This is a genomic window from Pseudomonas brassicacearum, assembly GCF_003732265.1.
In the GTDB taxonomy this organism is placed as follows: domain Bacteria; phylum Pseudomonadota; class Gammaproteobacteria; order Pseudomonadales; family Pseudomonadaceae; genus Aquipseudomonas; species Aquipseudomonas brassicacearum_D.
In genome coordinates this window covers 30,074-48,682 of sequence record NZ_MOBK01000002.1, presented here as the reverse complement: position 1 = coordinate 48,682, position 18,609 = coordinate 30,074, and the positions used below count along the sequence as shown (strand labels likewise).

General features: G+C 61.5%; 6 protein-coding genes. 2 read left to right on the top strand and 4 right to left on the bottom strand.

Annotated features, from left to right (window positions below; genetic code table 11):
* Nucleotides 1–153: 153 nt before the first annotated feature.
* Entirely contained in the window at nucleotides 154–13,137 is a 12,984-nt protein-coding gene (locus BK660_RS06265) for a non-ribosomal peptide synthetase (protein ID WP_123432592.1), read from the top strand.
* 182 nt (nucleotides 13,138–13,319) lie between these two features.
* Complete coding sequence (locus tag BK660_RS06260; protein ID WP_123432591.1) at nucleotides 13,320–14,144, top strand: alpha/beta fold hydrolase; 825 nt, start codon at nucleotides 13,320–13,322, stop codon at nucleotides 14,142–14,144.
* A 115-nt stretch (nucleotides 14,145–14,259) separates the two neighbouring features.
* Here BK660_RS06260 and dsbG read toward each other — a convergent pair whose 3' ends face one another.
* From dsbG to BK660_RS06240, 4 genes are all read right to left on the bottom strand, one after another.
* Nucleotides 14,260–15,030: a thiol:disulfide interchange protein DsbG gene (gene dsbG, locus BK660_RS06255; RefSeq protein ID WP_123432590.1), complete on the bottom strand. Its 771-nt coding sequence runs from the start codon at nucleotides 15,028–15,030 to the stop codon at nucleotides 14,260–14,262.
* Nucleotides 15,006–15,872, bottom strand: coding sequence for a TlpA disulfide reductase family protein (locus BK660_RS06250; protein ID WP_123432589.1), 867 nt, complete (start codon nucleotides 15,870–15,872; stop codon nucleotides 15,006–15,008). The genes dsbG and BK660_RS06250 overlap by 25 nt, the downstream gene beginning before the upstream one ends.
* Nucleotides 15,872–17,605, bottom strand: a complete 1,734-nt coding sequence (dsbD, locus tag BK660_RS06245) for a protein-disulfide reductase DsbD (RefSeq protein ID WP_123432588.1) — start codon at nucleotides 17,603–17,605, stop codon at nucleotides 15,872–15,874. Before dsbD ends, BK660_RS06250 begins: the two co-directional genes overlap by 1 nt.
* 81 nt (nucleotides 17,606–17,686) lie before the next feature.
* Complete coding sequence (locus BK660_RS06240; protein ID WP_123432587.1) at nucleotides 17,687–18,379, bottom strand: hypothetical protein; 693 nt, start codon at nucleotides 18,377–18,379, stop codon at nucleotides 17,687–17,689.
* Nucleotides 18,380–18,609 lie beyond the last annotated feature (230 nt).

Genomic DNA, 18,609 nt, shown 5'->3' with positions numbered 1-18,609 from the left:
CAAAGTGCGAACTGCCGCACGCCGATGCCCTCGCATGCACCCCCCATCCCCGCTGGCTATCCAGCTTGCCGACTAATTATTTGCAGACGTCATCCGTTCTCATTGCTTAGAAAACCGATTCCACTTGCAAGCCGAAATCAGGCAGGAAACCTCATGACCGACGCGTTCGAACTCCCAAGCACACTGGTCCAAGCCCTACAGCGCCGTGCGGCCCTGACGCCGGATCGGGTGGCCTTGCGTTTTCTTGCCGACACCCCGGATCAGGCGGTAGTCCTCAGCTATCGCGAACTGGATCAGCGTGCGCGAACCATTGCCGGCGCGTTGCAAGCCGAGGCGGAGTTTGGCGATCGCGCGGTGCTGCTGTTTCCCAGTGGCCCGGATTACGTCGCCGCGTTTTTCGGCTGCCTGTATGCCGGCGTGATCGCGGTGCCGGCCTATCCGCCGGAGTCGGCCAAGCGTCATCACCAGGAGCGCCTGCTGTCGATTATCAGCGATGCCGAGCCGCGCTTGCTGCTGACCAGCGCCGATCTGCGCGACGCGTTGCAGCAGATCGAAGGCGCGCCGCCATTGCTTTGCGTCGATACCCTCAACGTTGAACTGGCGGATCGCTGGGTTGAACCGAACCTCGAAAACGACCACATCGCCTTCCTGCAATACACCTCCGGTTCCACCGCATTGCCCAAGGGCGTGCAAGTCAGCCACGGTAATCTGGTGGCCAACGAATTACTGATTCGCCACGGCTTTGGCATTGATCTGAACCCTGACGACGTGATCGTCAGCTGGCTGCCGCTGTACCACGACATGGGTTTGATCGGCGGTCTGTTGCAGCCGATTTTCAGCGGCGTGCCGTGCGTGTTGATGTCGCCGGCGTACTTCCTCGGCCGGCCGCTGCGCTGGCTGGAAGCAATCAGCGAGTACGGCGGCACCATCAGCGGCGGGCCGGATTTTGCCTATAGGCTGTGCAGCGAGCGGGTCAGCGAATCGGCGCTGGAGCGACTCGACCTGAGCGGCTGGCGTGTGGCGTATTCCGGTTCCGAGCCGATTCGCCTCGACACCCTGGAGCGCTTCGCCGAGAAATTCTCCCCATGCGGTTTTACCCCGGACACTTTCATGGCGTCCTACGGCTTGGCCGAAGCGACGCTGTTCGTGGCCGGCAGCCCTCGTGGCCAGGGCATTGGCAATTTGCGCGTGGACGATCAAGCCCTGGCACAAAACCGCGCGGAACCGGGCGAGGGCAGCGCGATCATGAGTTGTGGCATCAGCCAGCCGGATCACGCGGTGTTGATTGTCGATCCGGCCTCGCACACAGAGCTGGCCGATAACGTTGTCGGTGAAGTCTGGGCCACCGGGCCGAGCATCGCCCTCGGCTATTGGCGCAACCCCGAGGCCAGCGCCAAGACCTTCGTCCAGCACAACGGCCAGACCTGGTTGCGCACCGGCGACCTGGGGTTTATGCGCGACGGTGAACTGTTCATCACCGGGCGCCTGAAAGACCTGCTGATCGTTCGCGGGCACAACCTTTATCCACAGGACATCGAGCAAACCATCGAGCGCGAAGTGGAGGTGGTGCGCAAAGGTCGCGTCGCGGCATTCGCGGTCAACATTGACGATCAGGAAGGTATCGGCATCGCCGCCGAAATCAGCCGCAGCGTGCAGAAAATCCTGCCGCCCGAAGCGCTGATCAAAGCCATCCGCCAAGCCGTGGCCGAAGCGTATCAAGAAGCGCCGAGCGTGGTGATGCTGCTGAATCCGGGAGCGCTGCCCAAGACGTCGAGCGGCAAGTTGCAACGCTCGGCGTGCCGCAATCGCCGGGAGGAGGGCAGCCTCGACAGCTATGCGCTGTTTCCGTCAGCGGCCACCGAGCGTGAAGCAAATAGCGAATCCGCTTCTGAGCTGCAATCCCTGATCGGCCAGATCTGGTGCGAACAATTGCAGGTCAAACAGATCCATGCCGACGACCACTTCTTCCTGCTCGGCGGCAACTCCATCGCCGCCACCCAAGTGGTTGCACGTCTGCGTGAAGCGCTCGGCCTGGAGCTAAACCTGCGCCTGTTGTTCGAAGCACCAACCCTCGGCGCATTCGCCAGCGCAGTGGCTCAGCAACAACAGGATGGCGGCCTGGCCCAAGGCGCGATCACCCCGTTGTCGCGCAGCGACGCAATGCCGCAATCCCTGGCGCAAAACCGCCTGTGGATCACCTGGCAACTCGATCCGCATAGCAGCGCCTACAACATTCCCGGTGCATTGCGTTTGCGCGGCGAGCTGGATGAAGACGCGTTGCGCGCCAGCTTCCAGCAGCTGATCGAGCGCCACGAATCCCTGCGCACGCGGTTCTTCGAGCGTGACGGCGTGGCGCTGCAACAGGTGGATGCCGCCGCCGGGTTCAACCTGCAATTGATCGACATCAGCGACCTGCCAGCCGCCGAACGTGAAGCTCGCGCCGAGCAAATCCGTGAGGACGAAGCGCGTACCCAATTCGATCTGGAGAAAGGTCCGTTGCTGTGGGTGACGCTGGTGCGCCTCAACGATGAAGATCACCAATTGCTGGTAACGATGCACCACATCATCGCCGACGGTTGGTCGCTGAACGTGTTGACCGACGAGTTCTCGCGCCTGTACGCCGCTGCATCCCAGGGACAAACAGCAACGCTCCCCGCCTTGCCGACCCAGTACGCCGACTACGGCAGCTGGCAGCGCCAATGGCTGGCGCAAGGGGAGGGTGAACGCCAACTGGCTTACTGGAAAGCGCAGTTGGGCGATGAACACCCGACACTCAATCTGCCCACCGACCACCCGCGTTCGGCACAGCACACTCACAGCGCGGCGCGTCATTGCGTCAACCTGGACGCGACCTTGAGCGATGCCCTTCGCCGGACCGCACAGGCGCATGAATCAACCCCGTTCATGCTGCTGCTCGCGGCGTTCCAGAGTCTGTTGCACCGCTACAGCGGCCAGCGAGACATCCGCATCGGCGTGCCAAATGCCAACCGTCCGCGCCTTGAAACACAGGGGCTGATCGGCTTCTTCATCAACACTCAAGTGCTGCGTGCCGAGGTGGATTCGCAGCAACCATTCGCTGAGTTGTTGGCGCAAACCCGTCAGAGCGCATTGGGCGCCCAGGCGCATCAGGACCTGCCGTTCGAACAACTGCTCGAAGCGTTCCCGCAAGCTCGTGAACAAGGCCTGTTTCAGGTCATGTTCAACCACCAGCAACGGGACTTGAGCGCACTGCGCCGGCTGCCGGGATTGCTCGCCGAAGAGCTGCCGTGGCATAGCCGCGAAGCCAAGTTCGACCTGCAATTGCACAGCGAGGAAGACCAAAAGGGTCGCCTTAGCCTGTCCTTTGACTACGCCAGCGAACTGTTCGACGCATCGACCATCGCACGCATGGCCGACCACCTCAGCAATCTGTTGCGCGCCATTTGTGAACAACCCGACACCGCCATCGGAGACCAGCAACTGCTGACGTCGAGCGAGCATGCTCAGCAAACAGCGTGGAGCGTTGCGCCTTGCACGCCGGCCAGCCAATGGCTGCCGCAACGGCTCAACGAACAGGCGAAATTGACACCGGAACGCACTGCCCTGCTGTGGGACGCTGGCGCCATGGACTTCGCCGACCTGCACGCCCGAGCCAACCGCCTCGCGCATTACCTGCGCGACAAAGGTGTCGGCCCGGACGTGTGCGTGGCCATCGCTGCCGAGCGGTCGCCGCAATTGCTGATCGGCCTGCTGGCGATCATCAAGGCCGGTGGCGCGTACGTGCCGCTGGACCCGGACTACCCGGCCGACCGCCTGGCCTACATGCTCGGCGACAGCGGCGTCGAATTGCTGCTGACCCAAACCGGATTGCTTGAACGTCTGCCGGCCACTGAGGGCGTCAGCGTGATTGCCATGGACGCGCTCAACCTCGACTGTTGGCCGAGCCATGCGCCGGGGCTGCATTTACAGGGCGACAACCTCGCCTACGTGATCTACACCTCGGGTTCCACCGGTCAGCCGAAGGGCGTCGGCAATACCCACGCGGCGCTTGCCGAGCGACTGCAATGGATGCAAGACACTTATCGCCTGAATGACACCGACGTGCTGATGCAAAAGGCGCCGATCAGTTTCGACGTGTCGGTGTGGGAGTGCTTCTGGCCGCTGATCACCGGCGCCCGTTTGCTGATGGCCGGCCCCGGTGAACACCGCGACCCGCATCGCATTGCGCAGTTGGTTCAGCAGTACGGCGTGACCACGCTGCACTTTGTGCCGCCGCTGCTTTCGTTGTTCATCGACGAACCGCTCACCGCTGAGTGCACCAGCCTGCGCCGCATCTTCTCCGGTGGCGAAGCCTTGCCGGCAGAACTGCGCAACCGTGTGCTGGAGCAATTGCCCGCCGTGCAACTGCACAACCGTTATGGCCCGACCGAGACCGCGATCAACGTCACCCACTGGCAATGCACCACGGCCGATGGCGAGCGTTCGCCGATTGGTCGTCCGTTGGGCAACGTCATCTGCCGCGTGCTCGACAGCGACCTCAACCCCGTACCAGCCGGCGTACCCGGTGAGTTGTGCATCAGTGGCATCGGGCTGGCGCGTGGTTATCTGGGACGTCCAGGGCTGACTGCAGAACGTTTTGTCGTCGATCCGCTGGGCGAGTCTGGCGCACGCCTGTACCGCACTGGCGACCGTGCGCGCTGGGCCGCCGACGGCGTGATTGAATACCTCGGCCGGCTCGATCAGCAGGTCAAGCTGCGCGGCTTCCGTGTCGAACCGCAAGAAATCGAAGCGCGGTTGCTGGTGCAGGAGGGCGTCGCGCAAGCGGTGGTGCTGGTGCGCGAAACGGCGGTTGGTGGACAGTTGATCGGTTACTACACCGCCACAGAAACCAGCGAAACCGAAGACGCCCAGACCACACGCCTGATCACCGCCCTGGCGGCCGAGCTGCCGGAATACATGGTCCCGGCGCAGCTGATGCGTCTGGAGCAAATGCCCCTGAGCCCGAGCGGCAAGCTCGACCGTCGCGCCTTGCCCGAGCCGCAATGGCAAGTGCGCGAACACGTCGAACCGGTCACGGCGCTGGAACAACAGGTCGCCGGCATCTGGCGCAAAGTGCTGGGCCAGACGCAAATCGGTCTGCGCGACGACTTCTTCGCCCTCGGCGGTCACTCGTTGCTGGCCACGCAAATCATTTCCCGCACCCGCCAGGCCTGCGACGTCGAATTGCCGCTGCGTGCGTTGTTCGAGAACAGTGAACTGGGCGCGTTTGCCGAGCAGGTTCGGCAGATTCAGGTCAGCGGCCACACCAACAAGCAACCGCCGATCGAGCCGGTCGACCGCAGCCAACCGGTGCCGTTGTCGTATTCCCAGCAGCGCATGTGGTTCCTCTGGCAGATGGAACCGGACAGCCCGGCGTACAACGTCGGTGGCATGGCGCGGTTGCGTGGCGTACTCGATGTCGGGCGTTTCGAAGCGGCGCTGCAAGCGCTGATCATGCGCCACGAAACCCTGCGCACCACGTTCCCGAGCGTCGACGGCGTGGCCCGGCAACAGGTGCATGGGCAAACCGGAATGCGCATGGACTGGAAGGATTTTTCCGCACTGGCGGGTGATGTCCGCGAGCAACGCGTCCAGCAACTGGCTGACGACGAGGCGCACACACCGTTCGATCTGGAAACCGGCCCATTGCTGCGTGCTTGCCTGGTCAAGACCGCCGAACACGAACACTACCTGGTGCTGACCCTGCACCACATCGTCACCGAAGGCTGGGCGATGGACATCTTTGCCCGGGAACTGAGCGCGCTCTACGAAGCTTTCGTCGATGACCGCGAATCACCGCTGGCGCCGCTGCCGGTGCACTACCTCGATTACAGCGTGTGGCAACGGCAGTGGCTGGAGTCCGGCGAACGTCAGCGCCAACTCGACTACTGGACGGCGCAACTGGGCCGTGAACACCCGCTGTTGGAACTGCCGGCGGACCGTCCGCGTCCACCGGTGCAAAGCCACCAAGGCGAACTGTTCCGTTTCGACCTGAGCGATGACCTCGCGGCACGCGTGCGCGCCTTCAATGCGCAAAACGGTCTGACCCTGTTCATGACCATGACCGCCGCGCTGGCGGTGCTGCTTTACCGCTACAGCGGCCAGACCGATCTGCGCATCGGTGCGCCGGTAGCCAACCGGATTCGCCCTGAAAGCGAAGGGCTGATCGGTGCGTTCCTCAACACCCAAGTGCTGCGTTGCCAACTCGACGGGCAGATGTCTGTCGGTGAATTGTTCGAGCAGGTGCGCCACACCGTGATCGAAGGCCAGTCCCATCAGGACCTGCCGTTCGACCACTTGGTAGAAGCGTTGCAGCCACCGCGCAGTGCCGCGTACAACCCGTTGTTCCAGGTGATGTGCAACGTGCAACGCTGGGAATTCCAGCAGAGCCGCACCCTGGCCGGCATGACCGTCGAGTACCTGGCCAACGATGCGCGGGCGACCAAGTTCGACCTCAACCTGGAAGTCACCGACCTCGATCATCGCCTCGGTTGCTGCCTGACCTACAGCACTGATCTGTTCGATGAACCGCGCATTGCACGCATGGCCGGGCATTGGCGCAATCTGCTGGAAGCGTTGCTGGCCGACCCGCAACAGCGCCTCAGTGAACTGCCGTTGCTCGACACTCGCGAACAGCAACACCTGCTCGATAGCCTTGGCGTCGAGCCGGGCGAACATCGCCTCGATCAGTGCATTCATCACCTGTTCAGCGAGCAGGCGCTGGCCCGCAAAGATGCGCCGGCCCTAACCTTTGCCGGGCAAACCCTGAGCTATGCCGAACTCGACAGCCGTGCCAATCAACTGGCCTGGATGCTTCGCGAACGTGGCGTTGGCCCGCAGGTGCGCGTCGGCCTGGCGCTTGAGCGGTCGTTGGAGATGGTCATCGGCCTGCTGGCGATTCTCAAGGCGGGCGGTGCCTATGTGCCGCTGGACCCGGAATATCCGCTGGACCGTTTGCACTACATGATCGAAGACAGCGGCATCGGTGTGTTGCTCAGCGATGCGGCAATGTTCGAAGCGCTGGGTGAGTTGCCGACAACGGTCGCGCGCTGGTGCCTGGAAGAAGACACGGCCGGGCTGGTCAATTACCCGGCCAGCGAGCTGCCGTTTATCAGCCTGCCGCAACATCAGGCCTACCTGATTTATACCTCCGGCTCCACCGGCAAACCGAAAGGCGTGGTGGTGTCTCACGGTGAGATCGCCATGCACTGCCAAGCGGTGATCGAACGCTTCGGCATGCGCCCGGACGACTGTGAACTGCACTTCTATTCGATCAATTTCGATGCCGCAACCGAGCGTTTACTGGTGCCGCTGCTGAGCGGTGCGCAAGTGGTGTTGCGTGCGCAAGGTCAGTGGGACGCGCAAGAAATCTGCGAGTTGATTCGTCGTCACTCCATCAACATCCTCGGCTTCACCCCGAGCTACGGCAGCCAGTTGGCGCAATGGCTGGCGACCCAGGACGAAACCCTGCCGGTGCGCATGTGCATCACCGGCGGCGAGGCCCTGACCGGCGAACACCTGTCGCGAATTCGCGCAGCGTTCAAGCCGAGCCTGTTTTTCAATGCTTACGGCCCGACCGAAACCGTGGTCATGCCGCTGGCCAGTCTCGCGCCCGAACAGCTGGAAGAAGGCCTGGGCAGTGTGCCGATTGGCAGCGTGATCGGTGCGCGGGTGGCTTACATTCTCGACGCGGATCTGGCCCTTGTGCCACAAGGCGCGACCGGTGAGTTGTACGTCGGCGGCGCCGGTCTGGCGCAGGGGTATCACCAGCGCCCGGGCATGACTGCCGAGCGCTTTGTCGCGGATCCGTTCGCCAACAATGGCGGACGCCTGTACCGCACCGGCGACCTGGTGCGCCAACGTGCCGACGGGTTGGTGGAATACCTCGGACGCATTAACCATCAAGTGAAGATTCGCGGTTTCCGCATCGAGTTGGGCGAGATCGAAACGCGCCTGCTGGAGCACGCGTCGATCCGTGAAGCGGTGGTGCTGGCTCTCGACGCACCGAGCGGCAAGCAACTGGTGGGGTATCTGGTCACCGAAGTGGCCGAGCAGGACGAAGCGTTACAAGCCGCACTGCGCGAATCCCTCAAGTCGCACCTCAAATCCCAACTGCCGGATTACATGGTGCCCACGCACCTGATCCTGCTGGCCAGCATGCCGCTGACCGCCAACGGCAAACTGGACCGCCGTGCATTGCCGGCACCGGACCCGGAACTAAATCGTCAGCAGTACGTGGCGCCGAGCAATGCACTTGAACTGATCCTGGCCGCAATCTGGTGCGAAGTGTTGAACGTCGCGCAGGTCGGCCTCAACGACAACTTCTTCGAACTGGGCGGCGATTCGATTCTGTCGATCCAGGTGGTCAGCCGGGCGCGGCAGCAGGGCATCCATTTCAGCCCGCGTGACCTGTTCCAGCACCAGACTGTGCAGACGCTGGCCGCGGTGGCGACCCGCACCGAACAGGTCACCGCCGAGCAGGGCTTGCTCACCGGTGAATCGCGTCTGACGCCGATTCAGCACTGGTTCTTCGATACCGACATCCCTGAACGCCAACACTGGAATCAGGCGTTGCTGCTGGAACCGACCGTGACGCTGGAGCCTCATCGTCTTGAGCAAGCGCTGCTGGCAGTGATCGAACAGCACGACGCCTTGCGCCTGCGCTTCAGCCAAACCGATGCGCAATGGCGCGCCGAGCACCAACCGGTGTCCGATGTCCCCGTGCTGTGGCAAGTCCATGTTTTGTCGATGGACCCCTGCACCGCGCTGTTCGCCGATGCCCAGCGCAGCCTCGATCTCGAAGCTGGGCCGCTGCTGCGTGCGCTGTTGGTCGATGGGCCTGAGGGACAACAACGGCTGTTCATCGCCATTCACCACCTGGTGGTCGACGGCGTTTCGTGGCGCGTGCTGCTGGATGATCTGCAAACGGTTTACCGCCAACTGGACGCGCAACAATCGGTCAATCTGCCGGCGAAAACCAGTGCGTTCAGGGACTGGGCGGCGCGTTTGCAGGCCTACGCCGGCAGCGAATCCCTGCGCGAAGAACTGAGCTGGTGGCAGGCGCAACTGGCCGGCCCAAGCGTTGAACTCCCTTGCGAGCGTCCTCAGGGCGGCCAGCAGAACCGACATGCACACACCGTCAGCGTTCGGCTGGATGCCGAGCACACCCGCCAATTGCTGCAACAAGCGCCGAGCGCTTACCGCACGCAGGTCAACGACCTGCTGCTGACGGCGCTGGCCCGCGTATTGTGCCGCTGGAGCGGCGACGAATCGACGCTGATTCAACTGGAAGGCCACGGCCGCGAAACCCTGTTCGACGAGATCGACCTGACCCGCACCGTGGGCTGGTTCACCAGCGCCTATCCGCTGCGACTGACGCCGATGGGCGGGCAGGGCGAATCGATCAAGGCGATCAAGGAACAACTGCGCGCCGTGCCGCACAAAGGCCTGGGGTATGGCGTCTTGCGTTATCTGGCCGACGACCTGTGCCGACAGGCGATGGCTGGGCTGCCGGCAGCGCCGATCACCTTCAACTACCTCGGTCAGTTCGACCAGAGCTTTGGCGCGCAGGCCTTGTTCCGTCCGCTGGATGAAGCGGTCGGCGCGGCCCATGATCAGCACGCACCGCTGCCCAATGAGCTGAGCGTCGACAGTCAGGTCTACGGTGGTGAACTGGTGCTGCGCTGGACCTTCAGCGCCGAACGTTATGATCGGCAAACCATCTCCGACCTGGCAGACGCTTACGTACGTGAACTGCACAGCCTGATCGAACATTGCCTGCAAGACGAGGCGGGTGGCCTGACACCGTCGGACTTCCCGCTGGCGAAACTGACGCAAACGCAACTCGATGCACTACCGGTTCCGGCCGCCGTGATCGAAGACGTCTACCCGCTGACCCCGATGCAGGAAGGCATGCTGCTGCACACCTTGCTCGAGCCGGGTACCGGGCTCTACTACATGCAGGACCGCTACCGCATCAACAGCGAGCTCGATCCGCAGCGTTTCGCCCAGGCCTGGCAAGCGGTGATCGCCCGTCACGAAGCCTTGCGTGCGTCATTCTGCTGGAACGTCGGCGAAGAAATGCTGCAGGTTATCCACAAGCCGGGCAGCACGCCGATCGAGTACCTCGACTGGACCTCGATGGCTGACACCGAGCAAGAGCCGACGTTGCAGGCGCTGCTGAAAAGCGAGCGTGAGGCCGGGTTCGATCTGCTCAACCAGGCCCCGTTCCACCTGCGCTTGATCAAGGTCGGCGCGGCGCGTTACTGGTTCATGATGAGTAACCACCATATCCTCATCGATGCCTGGTGCCGCTCGCTATTGATGAATGACTTCTTCGAGATCTACACCGCCCTTGGCGAAGGCCGTGAAGCGCAACTGGCCATGCCACCGCGTTATCGCGACTACATCGGCTGGCTGCAACGCCAGAGCCTGGCCGAAGCGCGGCAGTGGTGGAAAACCAACCTGCAAGGCTTCGAACGGACCACGCCGATCCCGAGCGATCGACCGTTCCTGCGCGAACACGCCGGCGACAGCGGCGGCATGATCGTCGGCGACCGCTATACCCGGCTCGACGCCCGTGACGGTGCACAACTGCGTGAACTGGCGCAGGCGCATCAGCTGACCATCAACACCTTCGCCCAAGCGGCGTGGGCGCTGGTGCTACGGCGCTTGAGCGGTGATCGCGACGTGCTGTTCGGCGTCACCGTGGCCGGGCGCCCGGTGGACATGCCGCAGATGCAACGCACCGTGGGGCTGTTCATCAACAGCATCGCGCTGCGGGTGAAAATGCCCGAAGACCATCAGCGTTGCAGCGTGCGCCAATGGCTCAGCGGTTTGCTCGACAGCAACATGCAACTGCGCGAGTACGAATACCTGCCGTTGGTGAGCATTCAGGAACACAGTGAACTGCCTAAAGGTCAGCCGCTGTTCGACAGCCTGTTCGTGTTCGAGAACGCCCCGGTAGAAGTGTCGGTGCTGGACCGTGCGCAAAGCCTCAACGCGACCTCGGATTCGGGCCGCACCCACACCAACTTCCCGCTGACGGCGGTGTGTTATCCGGGCGATGACCTGGGCTTGCACCTGTCTTACGACCAGCGTTATTTCGACGAGTCGACCATCGAGCGCATGCTCGGTGAGTTCAAGCGCTTGCTGTTGGCACTGGTCGAAGGGTTCCATGGCGACATGGCCGACTTGCCGCTGCTGGGGGCCGAGGAGCACGACTTCCTGGTCCACGGTTGCAACCAGAGCGAACACGACTACCCGCTGGAGCAGAGCTATGTCGCGTTGTTCGAAGCGCAAGTCGCTCGGCATCCGCAGCGGATCGCCGCGAGTTGCCTCGATCAGCAACACAGTTATGTCGAGCTGAACCAGCGCAGCAACCGCCTCGGTCACGCCCTGATCGCTGCCGGTGTCGGGCTGGATCAACCAGTGGCGTTGCTGGCCGAACGGAATCTCGATCTGCTCGGCATGATCATCGGCAGCTTCAAGGCCGGTGCCGGTTACCTGCCGTTGGACCCGGGCCTGCCGAGTCAACGTTTGAGCCGGATCATCGATCTGAGCCGCACGCCGTTGCTGGTGTGCACTCAGGCCTGCCGCGAACAGGCGCTGGCATTGCTGGACGAGTCCGGTTGCGCCCAGCGACCCAAGTTGCTGGTCTGGGAAGAGGTGCAGGCGAGCACTGTTTCGGTGGCCAATCCGGGGATCTACAGCGGGCCGGATAACCTCGCGTACGTGATCTACACCTCGGGCTCCACCGGTTTGCCCAAGGGCGTGATGGTCGAGCAGCGCGGCATGCTCAATAACCAGTTGAGCAAGGTGCCTTACCTGAACCTCAGCGATGCCGATGTGGTCGCCCAGACCGCCACGCAAAGCTTCGACATTTCGGTCTGGCAGTTCCTCGCCGCGCCGTTGTTCGGTGCGCGGGTGGACATCGTGCCGAACACCATCGCCCATGATCCACAGGGCCTGTTGGCGCATGTGTCGGTGCAAGGCATCACCGTGCTGGAAAGCGTGCCGTCGCTGATCCAGGGCATGCTCGCCCACGAACGTATGAGCCTCGATGGCCTGCGCTGGATGCTGCCGACCGGTGAAGCGATGCCACCGGAACTGGCACATCAATGGTTGTCGCGTTACCCGGAGATCGGTTTGGTGAATGCCTATGGCCCGGCGGAGTGCTCGGACGACGTGGCGTTCTTCCGCGTCGACCTGGCCTCGACGCGCGGCAGCTATTTGCCGATTGGTACACCGACCGACAACAACCGTTTGTACCTGCTCGATGGCGCGCTGGAACTGGTGCCGCTGGGCGCCGTGGGCGAGTTGTGCGTGGCCGGCACCGGTGTCGGTCGCGGGTATGTGAGTGATCCGTTGCGCACGGCGCAGGTGTTTGTGCCGAACCCGTTCGGGGCGCCGGGGGATCGGTTGTATCGCACTGGTGACCTGGCCCGTCGTCGCAGTGACGGCGTGCTGGAGTACGTCGGGCGTATTGACCATCAAGTGAAGATTCGCGGATACCGCATTGAACTGGGAGAAATCGAAGCGCGCCTGCACGAACAGCCTGAGGTCCGCGAGGCGGCGGTGGGGGTGCAGGAAGGGGTGAATGGCAAACATCTGGTCGGCTATTTGGTCGCGGCTGATTCAGCGCTCAATCCGGCCGAACGACTGGAGCGGATCAAGCAACGCCTGCGCGCCGAGCTGCCGGAATACATGGTGCCGCTGCACTGGTTGTGGCTGGATCGCATGCCGCTCAACGCCAACGGCAAACTCGATCGCAAGGCGCTGCCGGCGCTGGAGATCGGCCAGTTGCAGAGCCAGGATTATCTGGCGCCGCGCAATGATCTGGAGCAGACGCTAGCCGACATTTGGGCTGAGGTGTTGAAGATCGAGAAGGTTGGCGTGCGCGACAACTTCTTCGAGTTGGGTGGGCATTCGTTGCTGGCGACGCAGATTGCGTCGCGGGTGCAGAAAGCGCTGCAACGGGATGTGCCGCTGCGGGCGATGTTCGAGTGCAGCACGGTGGCGGAGTTGGCTGAGTACATTGATGGACTAGCGGCGAATGACATCACGGAGGAGAAGGTGGATCGACTGAATGACCTGATGGCGGAATTGGAGGGATTCTAGTTTTTTAGCGCCTGTCAGGGCCTCTTCGCGAGCAAGCCCGCTCCCACATTGGTCCTGCGAACGCAGGTCAAATGTAGGAGCGGGCTTGCTCGCGAAGGGGCCGGTACAGACACTCCAAGTGTTGACTATAGGTCAACTGCAGCACAGTCTCCCCACTCCAGTTTTCACCAAGGAACCAGTCAATGCCCTTCGCAACGATTGATGGCCAACCCCTCCATTACCTGGATCAAGGCACCGGCCCGGCGGTCCTGCTGGCCGGCAGCTACCTGTGGGACCAGGCCATGTGGGCCCCGCAGATTGCCGCCCTGTCACCGCACTACCGGGTTATTGCCTTGGACCTGTGGGGCCACGGCGAATCCGGTCCGCTGCCCGCCGGCACGCAATCGCTGGACGACATTGCGCGTCAGGCCTTGGCGTTGCTCGATCATCTGGACGTCGATCGCGTCACGCTGGTCGGATTGTCGGTCGGCGGCATGTGGGGCGCGCGGCTGGCGCTGTCGGCACCGCAGCGAATCAACGGTCTGGTGCTGATGGACACCTACCTCGGGGTCGAGCCGGAACCGACTCGCCAATACTATTTCTCGTTGTTCAAACAGATCGAAGACACCGGCGTGATCTCGGCGCCGTTGCTCGACATCGTGGTGCCGATTTTCTTCCGTCCGGGCATCGATCCGCAGTCGGCGTTGTATCAGGATTTCCGCGCCAAACTGGCGGCGTTGCCGCCGCAGCGTTTGCGCGAAAGCGTGGTGCCGATGGGGCGTATTACCTTTGCGCGGGATGATTTGTTGCCGCGTCTGGGGGCGTTGAATCCTCAAACCACGCTGGTGATGTGTGGTGATCAGGACAAGCCGCGACCACCGTCGGAAGCAGAGGAAATGGCTGAGTTGATTGGGTGTGCGTCTGTGCTGGTGCCGGAGGCGGGGCATATCTCCAGTCTGGAGAATCCCGGGTTTGTCACTGGGGCGCTGCTGAAGTTTTTGGCTGAGAGAACCTGCAAGACCGTGTAATCGTTCTTCGCGAGCAAGCCCGCTCCCACATTTTCCCTGCGTACACAGTTTAAATGTGGGAGCGGGCTTGCTCGCGAAGGCGTCGGTGAGTTCACCAGAGCTCCTTCGGGAATAACTACTTAGGTCCCAGAATCTTCGCCAACTTGTCCGGCGAAGGCGCACCTTGCTGCTGTTGCAGCTCACCCTTGTCATCCATATAGAAAATCGCCGGAGTCGCCTGCAACTCCAGGTCTTCCATCAATTGCATGTTCGCCGCGAGTTTCAGCTGAATCGCCGGTGGCACTTCCTTCAGCGCCTTGAGCGAACTCTCCTTGCCAGCCTTTTCATGTTCTTCCAGCGCTTTGCTCGGGTCCTTGGCCGCCAGCAATGCCGCCGATTTGCCCGGGCTGTCTTCGCGAATGATCCCGACCATGATGTGGCGCAATTGCACCTTGCCAGCCTTCACCCACGGCCGCGCCTGCTCCCAGAACACATTGCAGTAAGGGCAGTTCGGATCGCTGAACAGGTACACGACACGCGGGGCATCCTTTTTGCCGTCACCGATCCAGTTGCTGGCTTCCATCTTGCCCCAGACTTCCTTGGACATTGGCGCGTAGACCAGTTTCTGCAACGGCGCCGTGGTCAGGTCATTGCCCTCGGCATCGTAGAGGTTGCCGAGCAACACGTGCTTGCCATCCGGGGTCAGGTACAACGCCATGCCACGGTTCTGGTATTGCGCTGCGTAACCGCGCAAGCCGTCGGGGGCATCGAACTGGCCGACGATTTTCGCACCCTTGGCTTCGATCTTCTTGATCGCCTCAGGCAGTTCTTCGGCGGCCTGCACCGACGGCAGGTGCAGCAGGGCGGCGCCGAGGGTCAGCGTCAGCAGATGGCGGAGGCGGGGCATGGCAGTTTCCTTGGAGAAGTGGACGGTGCGGCAGAAGAAGGACTGTCGAAGTTTTCCAGGGCGCGGGCCAGGCTGGCTTCCGAGAGTTCGCCCAAGTGGCTGCCCAACAGGCGACCGTCATTGCTATAGAACAGCGTAGTCGGCAAAGCCATGGAACCCACGGCCTGACCCAGACGACCGCCGCCGTCGAACAACACGTTGGTCAGGCTCAGGCCCTGGGTTTCGAGAAAGGTGGCGACGCTTTGCATGCTTTCGGCTTGATTGACGAACAGGAACGTCAGGTCCGGGCGGTGTTGCTGGGCGTTTTCCAGTACCGGCATTTCCCGACGGCATGGCGGACACCAGGTGGCCCAGAGGTTGATCACCAGCGGCCCCCCCTTGTAATCGGCCAGTTGCACGGTTTCACCGGCGGCATTGCGCAAGCTGATTTCCGGCAGGCGCGTGCCTTGCTCGTAAATGCTCAGGGAGACTGTCGCCAGCAGCCAGAACGCCAGGCCGCTGCCCACGCCGAATCCCAGAGGACGGCGCAATCCCGGCCGACGCCAACCGCGATACAGCGTGGCGAGCAGCAGCACAACCACCCCCGGCCAGGCCAGAAAACCACCGTCGCGCAGGTCGATGATTTGCCACGGATCGTTGCGATAGTGCATCCAGTAAACCGCCACGAAACTGACCCGCGCCGCCAGCATGCCCACCAGGAACAAGCTGAACAGCACCGACTCGGGGTTCTCGCCACCTCGTTTGGCCACCCGCCAGCCGACAAACGTCGCCAGTGCCAAGGCACTGATCAGCAGCAGATGGTTAAGCGCGATGGCAAAGGTGCCGAGGGTAAAGGTCAGCATTAACGGGCGTCTCGGGTAGTGGTCCAGCGTTGCAGGAAGGTGTCGGCATCGACCTCGCCGGTGATGCGCTGGCTGCGACGCTCTTCGCCGTCGGCGCCGATCCACAGGAAACTCGGTGGCCCCGGCACTTTATAACGGCCGAGCAGTTCGCGGCTGGCGGCATTGTCGGCGGTGACGTCCAGCCGGAGCAAGCGCACATCGCTCAACGCGTCCATCACCCTGGCTTTGCCGAAGACCTGTTTTTCCATGACTTTGCAGGAGGTGCACCAGTCGGCGTAGTAATCCAGCAGTACCCATTGGCCCTGCGCCTGCGCCGCGTCCAGTTCCCGTTGCAGCGCTTGCGGGTCTTTGATCGTGGTGAAGGCCTCGTGGCCGACCGGCGCACCGGCACTGGCCGTGGTTGAACCGCGATAGACCTGCAGCGGCTGAAACAAATCGTCACTGCCACCGGCGGCGCCGATCATCAACAGGCTGCCCCACAATCCAAGGAGCAATGAACCGGCACCGAACACGTGCGCCGTTCGACCAAAACCACTGGATTGGCGCCATGCACTGTAAGCCGCAATCAACAACAGCGCCCCACATAAACCGATCCACAGCGATTCATCCAGCACCGGACGCAACATCAGCAACGCGGTGGCGAGGAACAGAAAACCGAAGATGCCTTTGAGCAGGTTCATCCAGGCGCCGGGTTTGGGCAGGAAACGATTACCGATGGTCACCAGCAATAACAGCGGCACACCAATGCCAATGCCCATGGCGAACAGAATCAAGCCGCCATGCAGCGCATTACCGCTTTGCGCGATGTAGAGCAGAGCGCCGGCCAACGGCGCGGTCATGCACGGCCCCACCAGCAAACCGGACAAGGCGCCCAGTGCACCGGCGCCGACGAGACTGCCACCGCGCTGATTGCGCGATACGTTTTCCAGACGGTCGCGAACCGCCACCGGCAGTTGCAGCTCGAAGAACCCGAACATCGGCAACGCGAGCAGTACAAACACCGCCGCAAAAGTGCCCAGCAGCCACGGGTTTTGCAACAGCGCTTGCAGGTTCGCGCCGAGAAACGCGGCCAAGACACCCATCGCCGCATACACCAGCGCCATGCTCACCACGTAGCTGCCCGCCAGGGTAAACCCGCGTTTGGAGGTGGCGCCGCTGCCCACAATCAAACCGGCCAGAATCGGCAACATCGGCAACGAGCAAGGCGTGAACGCCAGCAAAAGGCCCAAGCCAAAAAACACCAGCAAGCTCCAGCCCAACGCCCGTTGTTGCAGATCGCTGGCCAAGGCTTGATCCGGTGCTTCGTTTGCGGCATTCGGCACAATACCGCCCAGATCCACGACCTGGGTCTGCGGCGGATAACACAAACCGGCATCGGCGCAGCCCTGGAACCCCACCTTGATTTGACCGGTAGCGCCCGCCGGGATCTTCAGTTCCAGACCCTGACGGTAAACCTGTTGCTCGCCAAAGAACTCATCACTGTGCGCTTCGCCTTCCGGCAAGACAGGATGCTGGTCAGCAGACAAACCATCGAATTTCAGGCGTTTTTGATAAAGGTAATAACCGTCGGTGATCTGCCAATAGAGCTGGGTTTCACCGGATTCAAGGCGTTCGGAGGTGAAGACGAACGCCTTTTCCACCGGCAGGAATTCAGGTTTGGTATCGAACGGATTGGTCCCTGCCTGGGCCAGACCCGAGATCAAGAGGACAAAAAATACAAACAGACGACGCATGGGTAAGCCTTTCCCTGTGCAAGTGAGATGCACAATGGGAGGCGGCGATTAACCGATGATTAACCGCGCCGCCACGGGGACTCAGTCTCGGAACAGACCTGGCCACGCTTCGTCATTCATTCCGTGCGGGCCGGAATGCAGACGGTTTTGCTGGATGTTGTAGACGAGAAACTGTCCTCTGTTCAGAAAAATATAATAGAAACTGTCGGCAAACGTTCTATCGTTTTGTGCAGCTGTAATGATGCGGTGTTTAAAAGGCTCTAATCCCGGCATAGAGGTAGCGGTAATTTCTTCGTGGATCAATCGGTTTTTTAGATAGTCAAAAGAGAGATAGTATCCGTCGTTGAGAAGGAAGCGAAACAGGAACTGTTTGCCGCCTAATTGCCACCAGGTTCCCGCTACAATGCGGTCGAAGTAAGGAAATATGGGTGCCCATATCGAATTTTCAACGCGATAGTGGGCGACTGTCTTATCCTGATCCTGGTCGTATTTACAGACCATCGGGGTCTCGCCGTGGTAATAAAACAACCAGGTAAAGTCGTCAGAGCCGTCACGGTTGTCCAAGTCTGTGGTGGTGAAGCCGAATCGCAGGTGCTTGGCGTATTGGTGAAAACCGGGCCATGAGTATTGCGTGATTTCTTTAGGGTAGTCGTCGGAAACTCGATGATCCCCCAGATCAAAATTGGTGAAGGTGTTCGTGTCTTTAAAGAAAAAGTAAATGCGGTCTCTGCCGGCGCGCCAGTCGGTGGCGACGAAGTTGTTAAAATTTGGCATGGGCTGATTCCTTTCAGCTGAGTGAGGACTCTTTGCTATCGGATAGAGTCTTCATGGATTTAATTGGTTAGTTGTTGGCTTGCTTGTTTCTTTGCAGGGGAAGATTATCGTCGTAAGTATATTTATAATAAGTTTTTTTAAAGTTATTTGTTTCGCGATGCAACTAAGCTGTTCGGGCTGGCTCGTTTAATCAAGATGACAGAAAGCTGTACTGTTCGTCAGGCGCCGCG